Source organism: Rugamonas rubra (genome assembly GCF_900114705.1).
Taxonomy (GTDB): Bacteria; Pseudomonadota; Gammaproteobacteria; order Burkholderiales; family Burkholderiaceae_D; genus Rugamonas; species Rugamonas rubra.
In genome coordinates this window covers 108107-126778 of the sequence record NZ_FOTW01000021.1, presented here as the reverse complement: position 1 = coordinate 126778, position 18672 = coordinate 108107, and the positions used below count along the sequence as shown (strand labels likewise).

At 62.5% G+C, this 18672-nt stretch carries 9 protein-coding genes; all 9 read right to left on the bottom strand.

Translation table 11 applies throughout. The annotated features are described in order from the left end of the window. Positions 1 to 4: 4 nt before the first annotated feature. Positions 5 to 2734, bottom strand: a complete 2730-nt coding sequence (locus tag BM252_RS21300) for a beta-ketoacyl [acyl carrier protein] synthase domain-containing protein (RefSeq protein WP_174900612.1) — start codon at positions 2732 to 2734, stop codon at positions 5 to 7. Next, entirely contained in the window at positions 2727 to 4355 is a 1629-nt protein-coding gene (locus tag BM252_RS21295; RefSeq protein ID WP_093389674.1) for a D-alanine--poly(phosphoribitol) ligase, read from the bottom strand. Before BM252_RS21295 ends, BM252_RS21300 begins: the two co-directional genes overlap by 8 nt. Positions 4356 to 4510: 155 nt before the next feature. After that, a complete protein-coding gene (locus BM252_RS21290; RefSeq protein WP_217429943.1) occupies positions 4511 to 6454 on the bottom strand; it encodes an aminotransferase class I/II-fold pyridoxal phosphate-dependent enzyme in 1944 nt (647 codons plus the stop codon). Then, a complete protein-coding gene (locus BM252_RS21285) occupies positions 6451 to 6729 on the bottom strand; it encodes an acyl carrier protein (protein WP_093389673.1) in 279 nt (92 codons plus the stop codon). The genes BM252_RS21290 and BM252_RS21285 overlap by 4 nt, the downstream gene beginning before the upstream one ends. 46 nt (positions 6730 to 6775) lie before the next feature. Next, positions 6776 to 7798: a methyltransferase gene (locus BM252_RS21280; protein WP_093389672.1), complete on the bottom strand. Its 1023-nt coding sequence runs from the start codon at positions 7796 to 7798 to the stop codon at positions 6776 to 6778. A 15-nt stretch (positions 7799 to 7813) separates the two neighbouring features. Further along, a complete protein-coding gene (gene pigE, locus BM252_RS21275) occupies positions 7814 to 10351 on the bottom strand; it encodes a prodigiosin MAP biosynthesis aminotransferase PigE (RefSeq protein WP_217429942.1) in 2538 nt (845 codons plus the stop codon). A gap of 89 nt (positions 10352 to 10440) precedes the next feature. Continuing rightward, positions 10441 to 12882: a prodigiosin MAP biosynthesis protein PigD gene (pigD, locus tag BM252_RS21270; RefSeq protein WP_139236649.1), complete on the bottom strand. Its 2442-nt coding sequence runs from the start codon at positions 12880 to 12882 to the stop codon at positions 10441 to 10443. A 52-nt stretch (positions 12883 to 12934) separates the two neighbouring features. Next, positions 12935 to 17311: a prodigiosin ligase PigC gene (gene pigC, locus BM252_RS21265; RefSeq protein WP_093389669.1), complete on the bottom strand. Its 4377-nt coding sequence runs from the start codon at positions 17309 to 17311 to the stop codon at positions 12935 to 12937. Positions 17312 to 17439: 128 nt separating this feature from the next. Beyond that, positions 17440 to 18588, bottom strand: a complete 1149-nt coding sequence (gene pigA, locus BM252_RS21260) for a prodigiosin MBC biosynthesis dehydrogenase PigA (protein ID WP_093389668.1) — start codon at positions 18586 to 18588, stop codon at positions 17440 to 17442. Positions 18589 to 18672 lie beyond the last annotated feature (84 nt).

Genomic DNA, 18672 nt, shown 5'->3' with positions numbered 1-18672 from the left:
GTGGTTAGTGAACGCCGCCATCTGCTTGCAGCAGCAGGTGGTAATTGATGCCGCCGGTGCCGAAGGAACTGACCGCCGCGCGCCGGCGGCCGTCGAGCGCATCCCAGCGCGTGTTGGCGGTCACCAGTTCGGCCGGGATGCCCGCCAGCGGCAACTGCGGATCGATACGGCGGCGCAGCAAGGTGGCCGGCAGCGCATGCCGCTGCAAGGCGAGCACCGTTTTCAGCAAGCCGGCGGCGCCAGCGGCGGCGAAGGTATGACCGATGTTGGATTTGACCGAACCGATGCGCAGCGGCACTGCGCGCGCGCCGCCGTACACGCTGCCGATCGACGTCAGTTCCGCCAGATCGCCCAGGCGCGTGCCGGTGCCGTGCGCTTCGACGTACTGCACGCTGGCTGGCGCATAGCCGGCCTGCGCGAAGGCGCGGCGCATCGCCAGCGCCTGCCCGTCTGGATCGGGCGCGGTCATCGACACTGCATCGGCGGAGCCGCCAACGCCGGTGATCGTCGCATGAATACGGTCGCCGTCGCGCAGCGCATCGCTGAGCCGCTTGAGCACGAACAGCGCCGCGCCATCGCCCGGCGAGAAGCCGTCGGCATGCTCGGAAAACGGCGCTATCCTTTGTTGCGACAGCATCATTTGCGACGAACAGAGCACCAGATCGCGCAGGTTGGCCGGCAATTCGACGCCGCCGGCCAGCACCAGGTCGTAGCGATGCCGACGCAAGGCCAGCACCGCGTTGTTGAACACTGCCAGTGACGACGCGCAGGCCGCTTCCACCGCGACCGGCATCGCGGCAAGGCCGAAGCAGGCCGACACCAGTGCCGCACTGCCGCTGGCAAGGTAGCCGTCCAGCGTGAAATGATCGATGCCGTGGTCCGCCGTAGCGGCATCGGGCACGCTTCCCAAGGTGCGCAACAGTTCAGGCGCGTGCAGCCGGCACGCCAGTTCGCGCTCGCGGCCCAGGCTGAGATTGGAGGCGACGATCACCGCGGTGCGGCCGAGCTTGCCGCGCTTCTGCGCCAAGCCGAAATCGACCAGTGCTTCGGCGGCGACATGCAGGGTCAGCTTTTGCGCGATATCCAGCCCGGCAGCGCGCTTGGGGAATATTTTATATGCGGCAAGACCGGCATCGTAATGCTCGCGCTGCTTGAGGTCAGCGCCGTATTGCGCATAGCTGGACAGCACAGCGGCCTCGCCTTCGCCAAAATAGGCGGAGCGCGGCAGCACGTTCTCCGGCAGCGGCTGCACTGCATCAAGGCCGTCGAACAGGCCCTGCGCGAAGTCGGCGCTGTTGCTGCAGGGACCGAAGGCACCGCCGATGCCGACGATCGCAATCGGTTCCTGCTGTTCTTGCGCAGGCGACATATCGGACGACAATGCATGACTGGCACTTTCGGGTGCCGACAGCAGCAGATGCCATTGCACGCCGGTCAGGCTACTGCCAAAGACGCCGGCAAGTTGCGGCGCGTCGCCAGGCCAAGGAATAGCGGCATCGGGATACGCGATACCGGCACGCGCATGCAGCGCTGCCGAACTCCGCATCTGCGGCAAGGTCTTTTCGTGCAACGCCAGGCTGCTGCCTGCTACCGCGGCGAGTGCCGCATTGGCAAAGGTATGACCGAATGTGGCGACACTGGCGCCAACTTGCAGCGGCCGATGCTTGCCTTCCGCACAGGCATCGCTCAAGACGCTGAACAACTGCGGCGCCTGGCTGCCGACGCCGGGCAGCACGCAGTCGATATACTGTTGCGCCGCCGCCGTCACTTCCGCCTGTGCACAAGCGTCATTGATCACATGGAACGCCGCCGTGCCATCAACTGCATAAGCCAATGCCCCCGGCACGTCCTGCCTTGCCGCACCCATGCCGCGCAGCACGCTGTAGATGCGGTCGTTGTCGCGTCGCGCATCGGACAAGCGTTTGAGCAGCAGCGCGGTGGCGCCTTCGCCCATGGGCGTGCCTGCCCCGTCCAGCGCAAAAGGGTGGCCGCCGCAGGCGCCAGTAAAACCCTTTCTTGCCAGTGCCAACGGCGTCAGAAGGCTCTCGATGCGTTGTCCGCTGGCGACGATTACTGCCCTGCTCTGGCCGCTGTGAAGCGACAGGCTGGCCGCCTCCAGCAGCGCGTAGCCGGTCGCATCCGCGCATTCCATTGCCTGCACCGGACCACGGAGCGACAGGATGGATGCAATGCGCGCCGGAATGCTGCTGGCCATTTCGCCGACCCGGTCATGCGAGGAGGAACCGAAGCGCTCGCGCAATGTCTCCTTCAGGAGCGCAAATTCCTCGGCGCTGCCAGCAAGTTCATGCGCCAGCCGCACGCCATCCACCTTCAATGCGTTGGCGATGGTGCTGTCGAAGCCGAAGCAGGTGCCGCACATAACGGCCACTTCATCGCGCGGCAGATCGCGCTTGTCATACCCGGCATCGCGCACGCACTCGTCCGCCACCTGCAACAGCATCAACATCATTTGCGATACCGATTTGCGGTAGATCGGCGGAATGCGGAAGCGCTTGAAATCGAATTCCATCTCGTCGAAAAAGGCGCCGTGCCATCCCCGCAACTGTTCGCGCACCTTGCCGTCAGTGTCCCAGTAACGTGCCAGCGGCAGCGGCGCAAAGTGAGACTCCCCCGCCTGCAGCTGCCGCCAGAACGCATCCTTGCCGCGCGCCTGTGGATACAGGCAACCGATGCCGATGATCGCGATCGGCTCGAAAACCGGCGGCTTATGCATCGGCGGTGACGATTTCGTTGCGGTCGTCCGCATGCGGCATGGCTGCGGTGTCGCTGGTGCTGCGAGTCAGTTGCTCCAGCGCGCGGTAGTCGATCTTGCCATTCGCATTCTTCGGCAATTCTTCCAGTTGCCGGGCAAGCCTGGGGATCATATAGCGCGGAAGCCGGGCGCTGCAGTAGCTCTTGATATCGAGCACACCAAGTCTTTCGCCGGCATGACGCAGCGTGTAATAGGCAACGATGTGTTGCGTATCCCCCGCGCACTCCGCCACGACCGCGACTTCTGCGATACCCGGCATCGCGCCCAGCACCGCTTCGATTTCGCCCAGCTCGATACGGTTGCCGTTGAGCTTGAGCATGCGGTCCTTGCGGCCGTGGTAGTACAGGAAGCCGTTCTCGATGCCGACCAAGTCGCCTGTGGCATGCCGCCCGTGCAGGTGGTTGACGTAATTGGCCGGTTCCTGCCGGCGCCAGTAGCCAGGCGTCACGCACGCGCCAGAAACGACCAGTTCGCCGATCGCACGTTCGCCGCTGACCGGCTGCCCGTCCGCGTCGAGAATTTCCGCAATCACGCCGGGCAGCGTGTTGCCGATATAGACTGGCTTATCGCGGGCCATGTCGTCTTCGCGCACGTGGTAGTACAAGCAGACGTTGGTCTCGGTCGGGCCGTACAGGTTATACAGCGCGCATGCCGCAGGCAGGCAGGATTTCAATGCCTGCAGTTGCCGTATCGGGAATACCTCGCCAGCGAACAGCACATGGCGCAACGATGCAGTAACCTCGGATGTCAGCTCGCCGCTTCCAGCCAGCAGCGCGAGTGCCGACGGCACGCTGTACCAGACGCTGACCTTGTGTCGCCGGATGCCGGCGATCAGCGCCGCAAGATCGCGCTGCTCGTCCTCGCGCACGATCCATACCGCAGCGCCGACTGCAGCAGCGGCGAAGTAATCGAAGGTGCTGAGGTCGAAATGAAAACCGGCATGGTTGGCGAACACGTCCTGCGGCGTCATCTTGAATTCCGCCAGTGCCCAAGCGATGAAACTGTGCAGGTTGCCGTAGCTGATCTGCACGCCTTTCGGCACGCCTGTGGAGCCGGACGTAAACAGGATGGCGGCGAGATCGTCCACACCGGCGGCGAATGGTGGCGGCAGTTCGACCGACGGCTGGAGTGCGGCAAGCTTCATGATCGCAGTGTTACCAACCGGCGCATAATCGCAAGGCACATCATCCACGATCAGCACCAGTTTCAGCGTATCGCGCTGCCATCCGTCCAGCGCACGGAAATGTGCGGCATCCGTGACCAGCACCGTCGGTTCGGCGCTGTCCAGGATTTTCCTTGCGCGTTCCGCCGGCTGGGTGCCGTCCAGTGGCACATAGACGGCGCCGATTTCCATCGCCGCATATAGCGACAACGCATAGTCCTGGCATTTCGGCAGCCAGATGGCGACGCGGTCGCCATGCTGTGTTCCATGGCGGGCAAAATGTGCAGCGCGCTGGCGCACGGCCTGGTAGAACTGGCTATAACTGATGTCGTCGGGAGCAACGAACGCAAGGCGATCGGGATGTTCCTGCGCGGAGGTGCGCAGGTACTCAATGACTGGGGTGAAGGTTGGAGTGCTCATGTTCTTCTGTCAATTAGATTGAGGTGCTTCACTTCTTTGAAAAAAAGAGGGTAACCGGTCCATTGCCGTTCCCTTGCGCGCACATTGCTATCCGGGATGGGGCAGCTTCCCCCTTACAGAGGGGGAGGAACCGTAAGTCCTTCACCTGCGGAAACCTATCCCCGCACCGCCACCCCCACCTCCTTGGCCGCATCCACCAGTATCTGCGCCGCCGCATCCAGATCATCCACCGTGTGCTCGCTGCTCACGCTGATGCGCAAACGCGCATCGCCGACAGCGACGCCGGGGAACACCACGGTCTGGCAGTACATGCCGCGCGCACGCGCCGCGCGTCCAAATTCCAGCGTCTTGCGATCATCGCCGACCAGCACCGGGATGATCGCGCTGGCGGAATGCTCAAGGTCGAACCCGGCTTCCAGCAAATGGCCGCGCAAGTGATGGACGTTGCGCCACAGCTTGCTGATGCGCTGCGGCTCGCGCTCCATCACGTCGATCGCGGCGATCAGGCCGGCCGCGACCGCCGCCGGGATAGTGGCTGCAAACACATAGGAATGCGAATAGAAACGCAGGTAGTCGACCACCTCCTCGTCGCCGCAAACGAAGCCGCCGACGCCAGCCAAGGTCTTGCTCATGGTGCCGACTTCCAGGTCCACCGCGCCCTTCATGCCGAAATGCTCGGTGGTGCCCGAACCGGTGCGGCCGAGCACGCCGGTGGAATGCGCATCGTCAACCAAGACCCGCGCACCGTGTTGCTTCGCCAGCGCGACCAGGCGCGGCAAGTCGACCACATCGCCGTGCATGCTGAACACGCCGTCGGTGACGATCAGCTTGCCGCCGTCGTGGCCGGCATGTTTCTGTAGAATTTTTTCCAGTCCGTCCAGGTCGTGCGGATAAATCTTGCGCGCTGCGCCGGCCAGCTTGCAGCCGTCCTGGATGCTCATGTGGTTCAGCGCATCGGTAAAGATCAGATCGTTCTGCCCGGCCAGCGCGGAAATGCAACCCAGGTTGGCGGAATAGCCGGACGGGTAGACGATACATGCCTGCCTGCCCTTCAGCTTCGCCAGCCGCCGCTCCAGTTCCATGTGCAGCACATTGGTGCCGCCGATCAGGCGGCAGCCGGTATTAGTGGCACCGTATTCGCGCACGCCCTTGACGATCGCCTCGATCACTTCCGGATGATTCGCCAGGCCCAGGTAATTGTTCGACGCAAACATCAGGAATTCCCGGCGCTTGCCGCTGACCTCGTCGTAGATCACCGCACGGTTGCTGCAGCGCGATTCCAGCGGCATGCCGTACCAGTACAACTGTTCTTGCTGCTTGCGCTGATAGAACGTATTGAACTCGCGGGCCTTATGGAACAGGTCGCGATGCGGGATGTTGACGAAATCCCTCATCGTACGAGCGTCGTCCGCCGTCGACTCTGCCGCCACGGAAAGAGCGCTGGCGTCAGCATGGCCGAGCTTGTCGATGAACTCTGAGTACTGCTTTTCTTCCGTCGCCGGCGGCATTGCAATTGCCGGAGCTGCCGGTTGCAGCATTTCCAGGTGCACGAGAGGCCGCAGATGCGCGATGACCTGTGCAATGCTGGTCAACCCTGTGGGAAAGGTGACGGCGGCAATCCCAAGCAACTTGGGAAGCTCGGACAACACGGCTGCCTGAGTAACGGAGTCGATGCCGAGATCACTCTCGAGCTCGGCATCGAGCACCAGGTCGCTCGGCTGGTAACCGGTGTGCCGGCTGTAGGCGGCGATTAGCGCCGTCGTCAGCGCATCGGCTGCGTGCTCCGGCACGCAGGGTCGCTGCGGCAGGGCAGGCGTCTTTCCGTCCTGTTCCAGGCATTGCCCGATATGCGCCAGCACGAGCGCAATCGTGCTTGTGTGTTGCGGATTTTGCCGGCTGGACAGGCCGAGCGCCTTGTAAAGCTCCGCAAGGGTTGTGGCCAGCGTCACCGAGTCGATGCCGAGATCGCTCTCGAAATCGGCATCCGGCACGAGGTCGGCGCGTGCGTAGCCGGTGTGGGTTTGGAACATGTCCAGCACATACGCCTGCAGTCCTGCGTCCGGCGTTGCGATGTGGTCGATTACCTGTACGTTCATCATGCTACCCCCGCTGCCTGTGCCAGTGCCGGCCGGCTTTCGCTTTGCAGGCGCTCGACCAGATCGAGCATGTGCTGCACCGATTTGAAATTGGTCGGGACGACCGCCTTCAGCGGCACCGTCACGCCGGCTTCCCGCCGCAGCAGGTCGACCAGATCGAACAACGCACTGGAATCGATGATGTTCAGTTCCAGCAAGGGCGTGTCCAACGCAAACTGCTGGCACTCGCCGCCGAGGTAGTTCTCCGCGATGTACGCGAGAAGTTTGTTTCCTAACATAGTGTCCTCTGCTTAGATGATGTTTTCAGGTTTCTGACAGCCGCGCTCATTTCCGCTTTTCGCCGATGAACAAGGTGCGCGGCCCCGGTATCGCCAACACCCTTGCATTGACGAAGCCCGCTTCTGTGAAGCGTTGCAGGTATTGCGCGCAGGTCGATTCGATGCCGCCGTCGGTGGACACCAGCATGTTGATCGACAGCAGCGACGTGAACAGTGGGCCGCTTTCGTCATCGGCCAACGGTGTCTCGCTGGCGATGAAGGTGCCGCCCGGCGGCAGCGCCTCGTGGATGTGACGCAGGATCTGCATCTGGATGTCCGGCGCATAGTCGTGCAGCATCCAGCCGAGATGAATCAGGTCGTGTTCCCCCTTGGGGATGGTGCCGCTGATGACGTCGCCCGCCACGATCTTGATGCGGTCGGCATAGCCGTTCTCGGCGATCTTGTCGCGCACGAAACTAGTCGCCTGCGGCAGTTCGCAGACGCTAAGGCCAAGCTGTGGATAGCGCGCAGCGACAGCCATCGGCAAGGTGCCGATGCCGCTGCCGATATCCATGAATTTCCTGTAGCCGGAAAAATCGAATCCCTGCAGCATGCCCTCGATAAAGGGTTGCGCGAAAATGCCGAGGAATTCCTGGAAATCAACTACATCCTGCGGGTTCTGGTACAGGATGCTGAACCAGCTGCGGTCATCACCGAAAGCGGCCTGGCGCTGATCCTTGTCGTCACGCACCCCTTGCGCCGTATGTGACCACAGCGGATACAGGAAGGTATCGATATGGCGACCGAGCCAGCCCAGCCATTGCGCTGAACCACTCACCATGTATTCGCGCGCAGCCTTAGTGAGGGAGAAATGATCCTCCTGCTTCGCCAGCAGGCCGATGGCGGTCAACGCGATCAGCAGGCGCTTGCCGGATTGCAGCGGAATGTTGCGCTGCTCGCAAATGGCTTCCGCCGTTGCCGGGCCTTGCTCCAGCGCGTCGAAGAGTTTAAGTTCCAGGGCGGAAGTAATCGCCTTGGTCTTGAAAAATCCCATCATCAAGTCAACGATCTGCTCTTTGTTCATTTCCATGTGTTGCGGTTCCCATTAATTTAAGAAGGTGGACATTTCTTCGCAGACGGTCGCGAACGAACGCACGAAGTGATCGATTTCTTCCCGGCTGATCACCAGCGGCGGCTGGATGCGGATCACGGTCGAACTATTGGCCGTGACGAAGGTGAGGATGCCGTGGTCATTGCTGAGCTTGGTGACGAAGCGCATGCAGAACATCTCGGCCAGCGACTCTTCCATCTTGCTCATCGCATCGGCCAGGTGCTGCTTCACTTCATCGGGGAAGAAACGGTAGGTCAGGTGCCAGTCGCCCGGCAGGCGCGTGCCGAATTCGCGTGCGCAGGCTTCCACCGCGCCCGCGAAATCGTTGTCGAGCTGGATGCCGAGCATCAGGCCGCGCCCGCGCACTTCGGCGATGAACGGATAGTGTTCGGTGGCTTTTTCCAGCTCCGCCTTGAAGTAGGTGCCGAGTTCGTCCGCGCGTTCGGCCAGACCCTGCTGCTGCAGGCCGTCGAGCGCGGCCAGGCCGGCGACCGCGGCGATGTTGCAGCCACCGAAGGTGGATGTGTGCAGCAGGAAACGGCCCATGGTGCCGTAGGCGGCATCCCATACCTGCGCGGTGCTGAGCGTGGCGCCGATCGGGATCAAGCCGCCCGACAGCGATTTCGCCAGCACCATGATGTCCGGCTCAAGTCCTTCCCACTCGCTGGCGAACATGCGGCCGGTGCGTCCCAGCCCGGTCTGGATCTCGTCGACGATCAACAGCGTGCCGGTCTGGCGGCAGATCTCCTGCGCCGCCGCCAGGTAACCGGCCGGCGGCATCTTGACGCCACCCTCGCCCTGGATCGGTTCGACAATGTAGGCCGCCACCTCTTCGGAGATCAATTCGCTGCGCAATGCCTCGAGATCGCCGAAAGCCACTCCGACACAGCCCGGCACCAGCGGCCGGAAATGCTTCTTGTGCTTTTCGCGGCCGGTCACCGACAACGCGCCCAGCGTCTTGCCGTGGTAACTGTTTTCCGCGTACACGAAGCGTGTGCGGCCGGTGGCGGCACGCGCCAGTTTCAGCGCCGCCTCCACCGCTTCGGTGCCGGAGTTGCTGAAGAACACACGCTCGAATTCGCCGGGCGCGATCGCGCACAAGCGCTCGGCCAGCTTTGCGGTCTCCTGCGGCAACGACACGTATTGCACGAAGTTGGGCGTCGAATCGGTCAGGAACTTCCGGATCGCATCGGTCACGATGCGCGGATTGTGGCCGAGGTTCAGGCAACCGTAACCGGACACCATGTCGAGGAATTGTCGGCCTTCGGTATCGGTAAGCGTGCATTGCTCGGCGCGATCGAACACATGATCGCAGCGCTGCATGCCGAGGAAGTCGGCCAGCATTGGATTGATGTGGCTGCGGTAGCGCTGCAGCGTCTGTGTACGACGCTGTTCGCCGCTATCCGCTTGTGCCGGAGCGGACTCCTGCCGCCGGTGGTAACGACGCAGGCCGCTGATGATTTTCTCATTGATGCGCTCACCCCAGGACGCCAGCGGGAATGCGTAAAAGCCGTGGCGCTCGGCCAGCGCACCGATCTCCAGCACCTTTTCCGGCTCCAGCGTGCGCCCGATGGAAAAGCACTCGGCGCGCCCTTCCAAGGCCAGCACCATGGTCTCGGTCAGGCAGCCGTTGATCTGCTGCTTGATCGCCATGTTCAATGATTCCCCGCCCAGCTTCACCTGCGGCGACGCGGTCATGCAGCCGCCGTCGATCACCAGCGTGTCGGTACGTGGCGGCGTGCTGCGGAGCGCATCGCGCGGCAACGCAATATCGACCACGATCGAACCCGGCAGCAGGCGCGCCTCGTCGATCACGTCGCCGGACGAGGTAGCCGATGCGAAGATGCGGTTGTTCACATAGCAGTCGTCGATGCTGTCGCGCAGCGTCACCTGCCCATGCCATTTCGCCGGCAGGTGTTCCAGCAATTCTTCCGGACTGGCGCTGCCGCTGCGGTACAACAGGTCGAGGCGACAGCCTTGCGCCAGCAGCAGTTTCGCCAGCGACAGGCAGATCGAGCCGGGGTAACCGACAATCGCCACCCGTGCCTCCTGCGGGCGCAGTTGCAGCCATTCGAACACCTGCAGCAGGGCCTTGTAAGCGGCATAGGTAGTGAGCGAATTGCCGCTGGTGACCGGCAGGCTGGCGCGCTCGGCGGTGACCAAGCCGCGCTTGCCGATGATGGACGTGAAGCCGCCGAGGCCGACTAGCTGTGCGCCCTGTTTGCCCAGCGTATCGATGCCTTCGAAGATGCGTTCCTGCACCTCGCGCGCCGACGCCAGCATTTCATCAGCGGTCAGCGGCAGGTAGTGCACGATGCCTTCGCAGGTGGCGCCGGCGGCGGAACGGATCTGGCCGAAGTCGACGAAGGGAACCATGTTTTCGCGGCGCCACAAGTCACGTTGGTAGCCGCTTTGCAGGTCTTTCGATTGACGCTGCAGCAGGTCGAGCATCTTCACGTAACGCTTGAGTCCGACCGACGTCGGATGTGCGATGAATCCAAATTTCATTGTTTTTCCTGATGCTTGTTTCATATGGGGATCATTAAAGTTAGCCGCCGTCACTACTTATCCGCTCCTCCTGGCAGGGGAAAGGAGCCCGTCCGCGCACGAGTTATCTGTCGTCACACGATCAACGGCACAGCGTCCGCCACGGCAGCCGGCTCGATCTGCATCTCATCCCGCTGCCATCCCGTCGCCGTCGCCAAGCTGATCCCGTCGCCTTCGTTGTTGTGCCCAACCACCACCGAGAACAGATTGACGCGCCCCGGCTTTTGCAGCGCCTCGGCCAGCATGTCGGCGTCGAAGCTGTCGAGCGTGCGTGCGCAGACCTGCAGACCGCAGATGTCTTCTTCCCAGTCGGCGGACATCAGGTTCACCAGACGCATCTGGCGCGAGGTGCGGTTGAACAGGATGCGCTCCTGGTAGGTGTTGATCACCGAGTGGCCGCCGTTCATAAAGTAGAAGACGGTGAAGTTCTTGCGCATGCGGTCCGGATAATTCAGCGCGTTCTCGATAAAGCTCGGCAGAATTTCGGGCACGAGGCCCTTGGCGCCGTCGCCGATGAAGGCGACAACGTTGGTGCCGCTGGTGTACGCGACGCTCAGCGTGGCCTGCAGCGCATCACCCATCAGCGCCCGTCCGTACCAACCGGAAAAGCCGCGCCGGGTGCGCGCGACATTGCGGATCGCCGACATGCCGCAGCGGCCGACGTCGTACAGGCCGGTGTAGTCGTAGGCGCGCTCGACGATCAGCTTTTCCACCAGTTGATTCAGGCGCGCGAAAAAATAGTTCGGGCTCATCGGTGTCGCCGGCAGTTTGCTTTTCACATCCGACGGCGTGTCCGGCACCGACGCCATCAGTCGGCAGCGGCGTTCGCGCAAGGCCGGCGACACGTCGAGGTGGCGCTCCACATGGCGCAGGAAGCTAAGGTAGTCCATCACCAGCCCATGGTCGGTAAAGGGTGAAATGTGTGCGGCGTTGCGGGTCAGTTGCACGATTCTCAGCATGCGCTTCAGCCGGCCTTCCGAAAACGGCGTACTGACCTGCCCAAGCTTGCTTTTCATGAGGAACAGGCATTGCTGCGACTGCGGATTGAGCTTGTCCCTGGTATGCAAGTAGTTGTACACGCGCGGACTGTAGCCGTACACTGCCAGCGTGCCGAGGTAATTTGGAATGCGCTTGCCGTCGCGGTACTTCGGCACCGAACCGGGATGGGTGAGGGAGTCGGTCAGCGCGATGCCGGCACGCTCCGCGATCGACAAGGTCAAGGCCAGTTCTTCCTCATCCATCGGCCCGCATTGCCACAGCAGCCGTTCCGGCCCTTGGTTGATGATCCGCATCACGTCCTGCAAAACTTCCTGCGCCGCCTCGTCGGGCGCTGCCGTGCACTCGTTGACCGCGGGTGCGAACAGAGCCGGATCCGGTTCGTCGCCGGCGTCGAGCACTGCCTGCGTCGCCAACAGCACCACCGGCCCCTGCCCTGCGTCGTACAGCGCCACCGCGCGTCGAAGGTCTTCAGCGATTTTGTCGGTGTCTTCCATGTACACATAAGGAATGCCGCGCGCCTGCAGCACCGCACGCGTATCCTCGTCGCGAGAAATCGTGCCCTGGAACGCGAACCACTGGCTGGCACGGTTTTCCGCGCATACGATGAAGCCCTTGGCGCGCGCCTCGCGCAGGTTGGCGAGCGTACCCCGGAATTCGTCGATCATGCCGCTGGTAACGATCACTGCGAACGGCTTCTTGTAAAGCTGCCAGTTGGCCATCGCGCCGCAAGCCAGGCTGTGTTCGCTCGGTCCACGTAGCACCAGCGCGCCAAGCCGGTTCGCTTCCAGTTCAAAACAACTGATCAGATTGGACACCAGCGAACCGGTGAAGTAAAAACCGAGCCAGTCACTGCTGGCGCGCCCGGACAGGAAACCGGTCAGGAAGCCGGCCAGCGTGTTCCTGCGCGGGCCGCGTGTGTCGGTCTTGGCGCGGCGATTGACATAACTGAGTTCGAGGAAATCCATCCACAGGCAGAGCAACTCCGTCTGCAGCACCGCCCTTTCGGGCGGCAGGATGCATTCGATGTATTCCATCGGCTGGTAGCGGATGCGGTTCGCGTGCGGCGAGGTGAACACCGCCGTCGAAAACGAAGAGCAGAACGCCGGCACCGCCGCCTCCTGCAGGCGCGCGTGGAAGCTAGCAAGCTGCTCGTCGATTTCTTGCGGGCTGATGCCATCGTACAGCGGATCGGCGTAATCGATGAACAGCATGCCAACCTGGAAGCCGCCCTGCGTGGGCGCGGCGGTAATTTTGTCGAACGCCGCCTCCAGACTGTCGGCTTGGATCACCTTGATCGCCAAGCGTTCCTGGCGCGCGGCGAGGAAGCGCACCGCCTTGTCGCACGCCTCGCGATATACCGGGTTCGACACCGACGGTGCTGGTGCATAGTCGATGTCGGCATCAATTTCCACGTGCTGGAATACTTCGCCGCGCACATCGTTCAACACACTGAAACCGGTTTCAAAGAACTCGCGGCGGCGCGTGACAACAACCACGCCTATAGCCGTCATATCCATATTTTCGTCCTTTAGTGGAAAAATGAAATCTGCGGAGACAACTACCGAATGTTTATGCGATCGCTCTCTGCTCGACCAGCGCTTCGTCGGTATCGGCAACGCGTTCCTCGATGCGCACCACGCCGCCGTCACCGTCGAGGTAGATCAGGTCGCCGGTGCGTATGGTCTGCGTCGCCTGCTTCGCATTGACGACCGCCGGAATACCGAACTCCCGCGACACGATGGAGCTGTGCGACAAGGCCGAGCCGATGTCTGCGACCACCCCGGCCGCCAGCACGAACAGCGGCGTCCACGATGCATCGGTAAAGCGTGCCACCAGAATTTCGCCCTGGCGGAATTCGCCCGCCTGGCGGTTGAGGTCGGTGATCACGCGGGCGCGCCCCACCGCCACGCCGGGGCTGGCGCCGAGGCCATGCAGCAGGTCGCCCTGCGCCGCGTCCAGCAACACCCGATCGTCGCGCTGCGGCACATGGCCGCCGATCAGCGCCATTGGCGGTTCCTTCAGGCGCTCGTTGAGCAGATGCTGCCGACGGTTGCGCGCAATCAGTTGCGGAGCAAATGCCTGCTGCGCCGTTTTGCGCCCGGCCACGTAATCGCGCAATTCGTTGAAATCGATGTACGGCAGGTCCTGTATGCCAGACACACCCTCCGCCGCGACGCGGCGCAGCACCTCGACGATGATTTTGCGGTAGAACCAGGTCTCGGCGATGAAGGTCGGACGCGTCGCTTCGCGCCGTTCCGCCATCTTCGCGTAGGCGGCGATCACGAAGCGGAATGTCATCCTTGCCTTGAGCGGCAGTTTTTCCAGCAACTGCCGCGTGTCTTCTTTGCGCGCCTTGTCTATCGTCGCCAGACGCGATTCAAGCTGCACATCGCTGGTCAGGTACAGACGGATGATTTGCAGCAGATAGGTCGGATCGTCGTTCCAGCGCGGAATGCTGAGTTCGAATTCCTGGCGACCACGCGAACCGAAGTCGGCGAGGAAGGCGCCAAAATTCTCGTTCCAGAAACGGCGGCCCTCCGCATGCTGCTGCAGGTTATCCGCCAACTGCTCCAGCGGCGTCTCCAGGAACAGTGTGCGCAGCACCGGCGAGCGGTCGACGCGCGCCGCTAGTTCGCACACGCCACGCGTCACCTCGATGGTACGCAGGTTGTTCATCGACGCCTTGATGCGGTTCTGCAGCCCTTTTCCTTCGTTCCCCAGCCACTTCTCGCACAGCTCCGCCAGCGCATCGTACAGCGCGAAGGATTGCAGGAAGAACGGCATGTAGGCAGCACAGGATTCGAGGAAGTAGCGGTCGATGCGCTGCAGTTCGGCATCGAGCTGCGGCAGGCTCATCTTCTCGAGGTCCAGCTTGCGGAAGCGCTCGGCTTCGCGCTGGCGCAAGGCGATCATCTTGTTCACCGTGGCGCCAGCGGTCGCCATATTCTGCACCTGGCATACCAGCCAGTAGAGGCTGCTCTTGAAGAACTGGAACCCAGACACCGGTTCGCCGTAGGGATTTTTGTAATGCGTGAAGTCGACGTCGGGGGTCGCGTAGCGCCGCGTGAACTTCATCGGCTCGTGCGTGGGAGGGCATTGCGTCAGCAGCCGCGCCGATGCGGAGATGTTCAGGTACACATGACCCTGCAGGTAGCCGACGTAATACTGCGAACTGCCGATGTCGAGCAAGCCCATGGTCTTCACTGCCGGGCCGTGCACGTGGTGCTGGTAGAAGCGGGTGAAGGACAGTCCGAGCGGCGTCATCAGCCCGGTCAGGATTTCGCCGGTGTCCATGCGCGAAAACATGGTGTTGTCGCGCACCTGCTGATTGGTTTCCTGCTCGTCGCCGTACAGCTTACCGGCGATGGAAGCAGTCACCGTGATCGGCCGTGCCTGCAGTATCCAGATACTGTCATCCTTCAGTGCCCATTCAATATCCAGTTCGCAGCCGTAATGGCGGCGAATGCGTGCGGCACAGGCCGCCAGTTCGGATGCCTGCATATCGCTCAGGCTCGGCTGATCAACGAATTGCGGCTGTACCTCCTGCATCGCGACGCCATCTGCAGTGCGCGTACACATCACCGGCTTCGCCCGGACAATACGTTCCATCAGCGCATGACTGTCGCTGTCCACCACATAGGTATCGGTGCTCGCCTGGCCCGACACCACGCCCTCGCCCAATCCCCAGCAAGATTCGATCACCGTGCGTCCGGCATCGCCGCTGATCGGGTCGGCGGTGAACAACACGCCGGCAGCATCGGCAACGATCATCTGCTGGATCACCACCGCGATGCCGCCGTCGGCCCGGTTGCGCCCCTGGTAGGCATGCGCGCGTTCGTTCCACAGCGACGCCCAGCAACGCTTCACGCAATCGAGCAGCGCGCTCTCGCCCTCCACGTGCAGGAAGGTGTCGTACTGCCCTGCAAATGATTGTGCATCGCCGTCTTCATTGACGGCGGAGGATCGCACCGCGACCGGGCCGCTACCGAGTTCGCGATAGGCAGCGACGATCGCATCCTGCAGCGCGGGCGGCAACGGCGCTTGCGCAATGCGTGCGCGGATGTCGGCGCAGGTGTCGCGGTCGACCTTGTCCATGCCGTCGATCCAGGCCGCCAATCCGGATGCCTGCAAAAATGCATGACAGGCATCGACCGTCACGCAATATGCGCGTGGCACCGGGAAGCCGGCGCCGATCAATGTGTTGAGCGAGTTAGCCTTGCCGCCGAAACGCTGCACGCCGGTCGCAGGGTTGCCGGCAATTTCCATCACATGCAGGCCGGAACGCAGTGCCTGCACCACCATCGTATCGGCCGCCGTGCGCTGCAGGTATGCCTGCGCCTGTTGTGCCGCATCGAACCCTGCGCTCACTGCGCTCTCCAGGTTGCCGATGCCGACGCTGTCCTGGTTCGCAAAGAAAACCCCACCCACCGGCTGCGACGCCCGCACAAACAAGTCGGCTTTCATTTGCCCGCGCGTAGCGACCACCAACGCACGCGGCCAACGCCAGATCCGGATGTCTTCCACCTCGTCAATGGATAGTCCCTTCGCCTGCAGCATTTCCGACACTTCTTGCAAGGTCACCTGCTGCAGCTGCGCAAAATCTGTCTTGCCGAGTTTGCCCTGGTTGAGCCGTTCCGCCACCGGCTTCAGCAAGGTCAGCACACCGGCTTTCTTACCGTTGTCGCGGTCCAGCCAGTTGGCGACCACGCACACGCTGCTGCGGCACCAAGCCAGCGGCGCAGCGGCGGCGGTATCTCCTTCGATCACATAGCCGCCGAAGTATTCAGTCCATGCAGCGTTGCGCAGGTAGACGTTGGCGATGCAGTAGTCGCGGTGCTGGATCTGATGTATCGCATGCTGCTGCTGCGCCGGCAAACCGGAGACCGCATCCAGTGCTGCATGCTTGGGCGCGGCCCACACCACCGCGCCGGCGCTGACCTCGCTCTGCACGCCGTGACGTTCAAAGGTGATGCGGTAACGTTCGCCATCACGCGCAACCGTCTGCACGCGCGCACCGATTGCAATACGGCAGTTGCCACGCTCGCGCAACGCCGCCTGCAGACGTTCGCTGAGATAGCCGTTCCCGCCGGGGAAGGTCACCAGCGTGCCATACAAGTAGCCGACCAGGAAGTGCAGCCCGACATAGGCGGACACATCCGCCAGCGACAGACATTCCACTTTCAGGGTCGTCTCGACCGCATCGCGCACCAGCGGGCCGAACTTCGCATCCGGCACCAGCGCCGTTGGCAGCCGCGAACGCACTTTCTCATCGAACAATAGTTCGGCCAGCGAAATCGAGTCGAACTGTTCCATCTCCTCGCGCGTCCAGCCGCAGCCGGCTTGCCACGGTACCGCCGGATACTTGTCGCCATCCTTGCGGAAGCGCTGCAGGTAGGCATATAGTTCCGCAAACACCGGATCGCCCAGCTTCTTCGGCGCCGCGATGAATTTCTTGCCGCGCAATGCGGCGCCGAGCAGATTGCATGTCAGTCCATACATCGCCGGGTTCAGCAACTCCTTCGGCTGCTTCAGCAGCCCCAGCGTGACCTCCCCCAGACCGCGCAGCAGATGGCGTGTGTTGAACAGCACGAATTGACTGTTGCCGGTGGAGCGCCATGCGTTGGACAAGCCGAGCGCGCTCAGCAATTGCGCCGTGTCCGAACCGGGCACCGGCTCCTGGAAGCAGCTGCCTGCTGTGGCGAAGCGTAGTTCACCGCGCAGCCCGCTGCGCGCCGCGCCGCCCACCGTGGTCTCCCGCTCCAACACCAGCACGCTATGGCCGGCAAGCTTCCAGGCTGCCACCAGGCCGGACAGCCCGCCGCCGACCACCACCACGTCGCAAGCGCCGAGCGCTTCGCCTTCCGGTCCACCGCTCTCGTCCGCAACGGGGATTGCCGCTGCACCTTTTTCATAATCCTTGCTGGGGAACTTTTTCTGCGTTGCCATTTTCTGTCTCTACCTTTTCCTGGGTTGAACAACTACCTTCAAAAAGCCAGCTTTGCAGGACCGTTGGATTACAACTAGCCACGGACAAGCTATGTGTCCGGCGCGTATGCGAAACCGAATGATTCGGGCTAACGCAGCCCCATGTGCCGTGCGATGAACTCGCGCTGTATTTCATTGGTGCCGGAGAAGATGCGCGCCGGCAGTGCATCCAGCAGCAAGCGATCGATGCCGGTCTCGCTGCAGACACCGGCGCCACCAAAGATCTGTACCGCGTCCAGCCCACATTGCACCGCGCACTCGGACACCCACAGCTTACTTTGTGCGATCGCCTCTTCATGCGGCAGGCCCTGATCATAGAGCCAGCCGGCGCGGTACAGCAGCAGGCGCGATGTTTCCAGGCGCAGCTTGAAGTCGACCAGCCGGTCCGACACCGCCTGGTTGTGTCCTATCGGACGGCCGAACTGCTTGCGTTCGCGCGCATGCGTGACGCATTGCTGAAGCACGCGCTCCATCGCGCCGACATAGGCGGCAAACAGGCAGCCGCGCTCCCAGATCATGGAGTCATGGAAGATGGTCGCGCCCGCGCCTTCGTCGCCCACGCGCGCCCATACGGGTACTCTGCAGTCGTCCAAATGGACGCTGCCCCAGGGCGAGGTGCACAGGCCCGACTTGCGCTCACCGGTAGTCACTGTGAGGCCATGGGTTCCGCGCGGGATCAAAAAGGCGCTGATGCCGAAATAGGATTGGTGCGCATCGGTCTTCGCATACAGCAGGAAGACATCGGCCACCGGCGCATTGGTGACGAAACATTTTTCGCCGTTGAGGATGTAGTGCTCGCCGTCGCGCCGCGCGCTGCTGCGCATTGCGAATGCGTCGGAACCGGAGCCGGGCTCGGTGATCGCATTGGCGGCAATCAGGCTGCCTTTCGCCATACCAGACAGGTAGCGCTCGTGCAGCTCGGGCGAACCATGGCGCCACAGCGGCACAGCGCAAGCGAACATGTGTGCACACAAGGAGAACACCAGGCCCATGTCGACGCAACCCTGGCCGAGCGCCTCCACCGCGAGCATGGTATCGAGCGCACCAGAGCCGGAACCGCCCCACTCTTCAGGCAACGGCAAACCGGCCAGGCCGAACTCTGACGCCTGCGTCCACATGTTGCGGTCGAAATGGGCAGACGCGATGCGTTCACTGGCCGAGGCGGACAACACTTCGCGGGCAAAACGCTGGATGTGTGATATAGCTTCTTGCTGCTCGCTACTGAGACGAAAATCCATGCACCTACCCTATGTTTGGTGCAGCGGCAATAGCGGCTGCACATGTATTTATTGGAAGCTCCGTTTGTGGTAGCAGACCGGGCC

What these genes read in the sequence shown, in the direction of transcription:
- pigD (WP_139236649.1), bottom strand. Translation starts at nt 12,882, where the DNA reads ATGGATATGACGGCTATAGGCGTGGTTGTTGTCACGCGCCGCCGCGAG.
- BM252_RS21280 (WP_093389672.1), bottom strand. Translation starts at nt 7,798, where the DNA reads ATGGAAATGAACAAAGAGCAGATCGTTGACTTGATGATGGGATTTTTC.
- pigC (WP_093389669.1), bottom strand. Translation starts at nt 17,311, where the DNA reads ATGGCAACGCAGAAAAAGTTCCCCAGCAAGGATTATGAAAAAGGTGCA.
- BM252_RS21295 (WP_093389674.1), bottom strand. Translation starts at nt 4,355, where the DNA reads ATGAGCACTCCAACCTTCACCCCAGTCATTGAGTACCTGCGCACCTCC.
- BM252_RS21290 (WP_217429943.1), bottom strand. Translation starts at nt 6,454, where the DNA reads ATGATGAACGTACAGGTAATCGACCACATCGCAACGCCGGACGCAGGA.
- pigA (WP_093389668.1), bottom strand. Translation starts at nt 18,588, where the DNA reads ATGGATTTTCGTCTCAGTAGCGAGCAGCAAGAAGCTATATCACACATC.
- BM252_RS21285 (WP_093389673.1), bottom strand. Translation starts at nt 6,729, where the DNA reads ATGTTAGGAAACAAACTTCTCGCGTACATCGCGGAGAACTACCTCGGC.
- BM252_RS21300 (WP_174900612.1), bottom strand. Translation starts at nt 2,734, where the DNA reads ATGCATAAGCCGCCGGTTTTCGAGCCGATCGCGATCATCGGCATCGGT.
- pigE (WP_217429942.1), bottom strand. Translation starts at nt 10,351, where the DNA reads ATGAAACAAGCATCAGGAAAAACAATGAAATTTGGATTCATCGCACAT.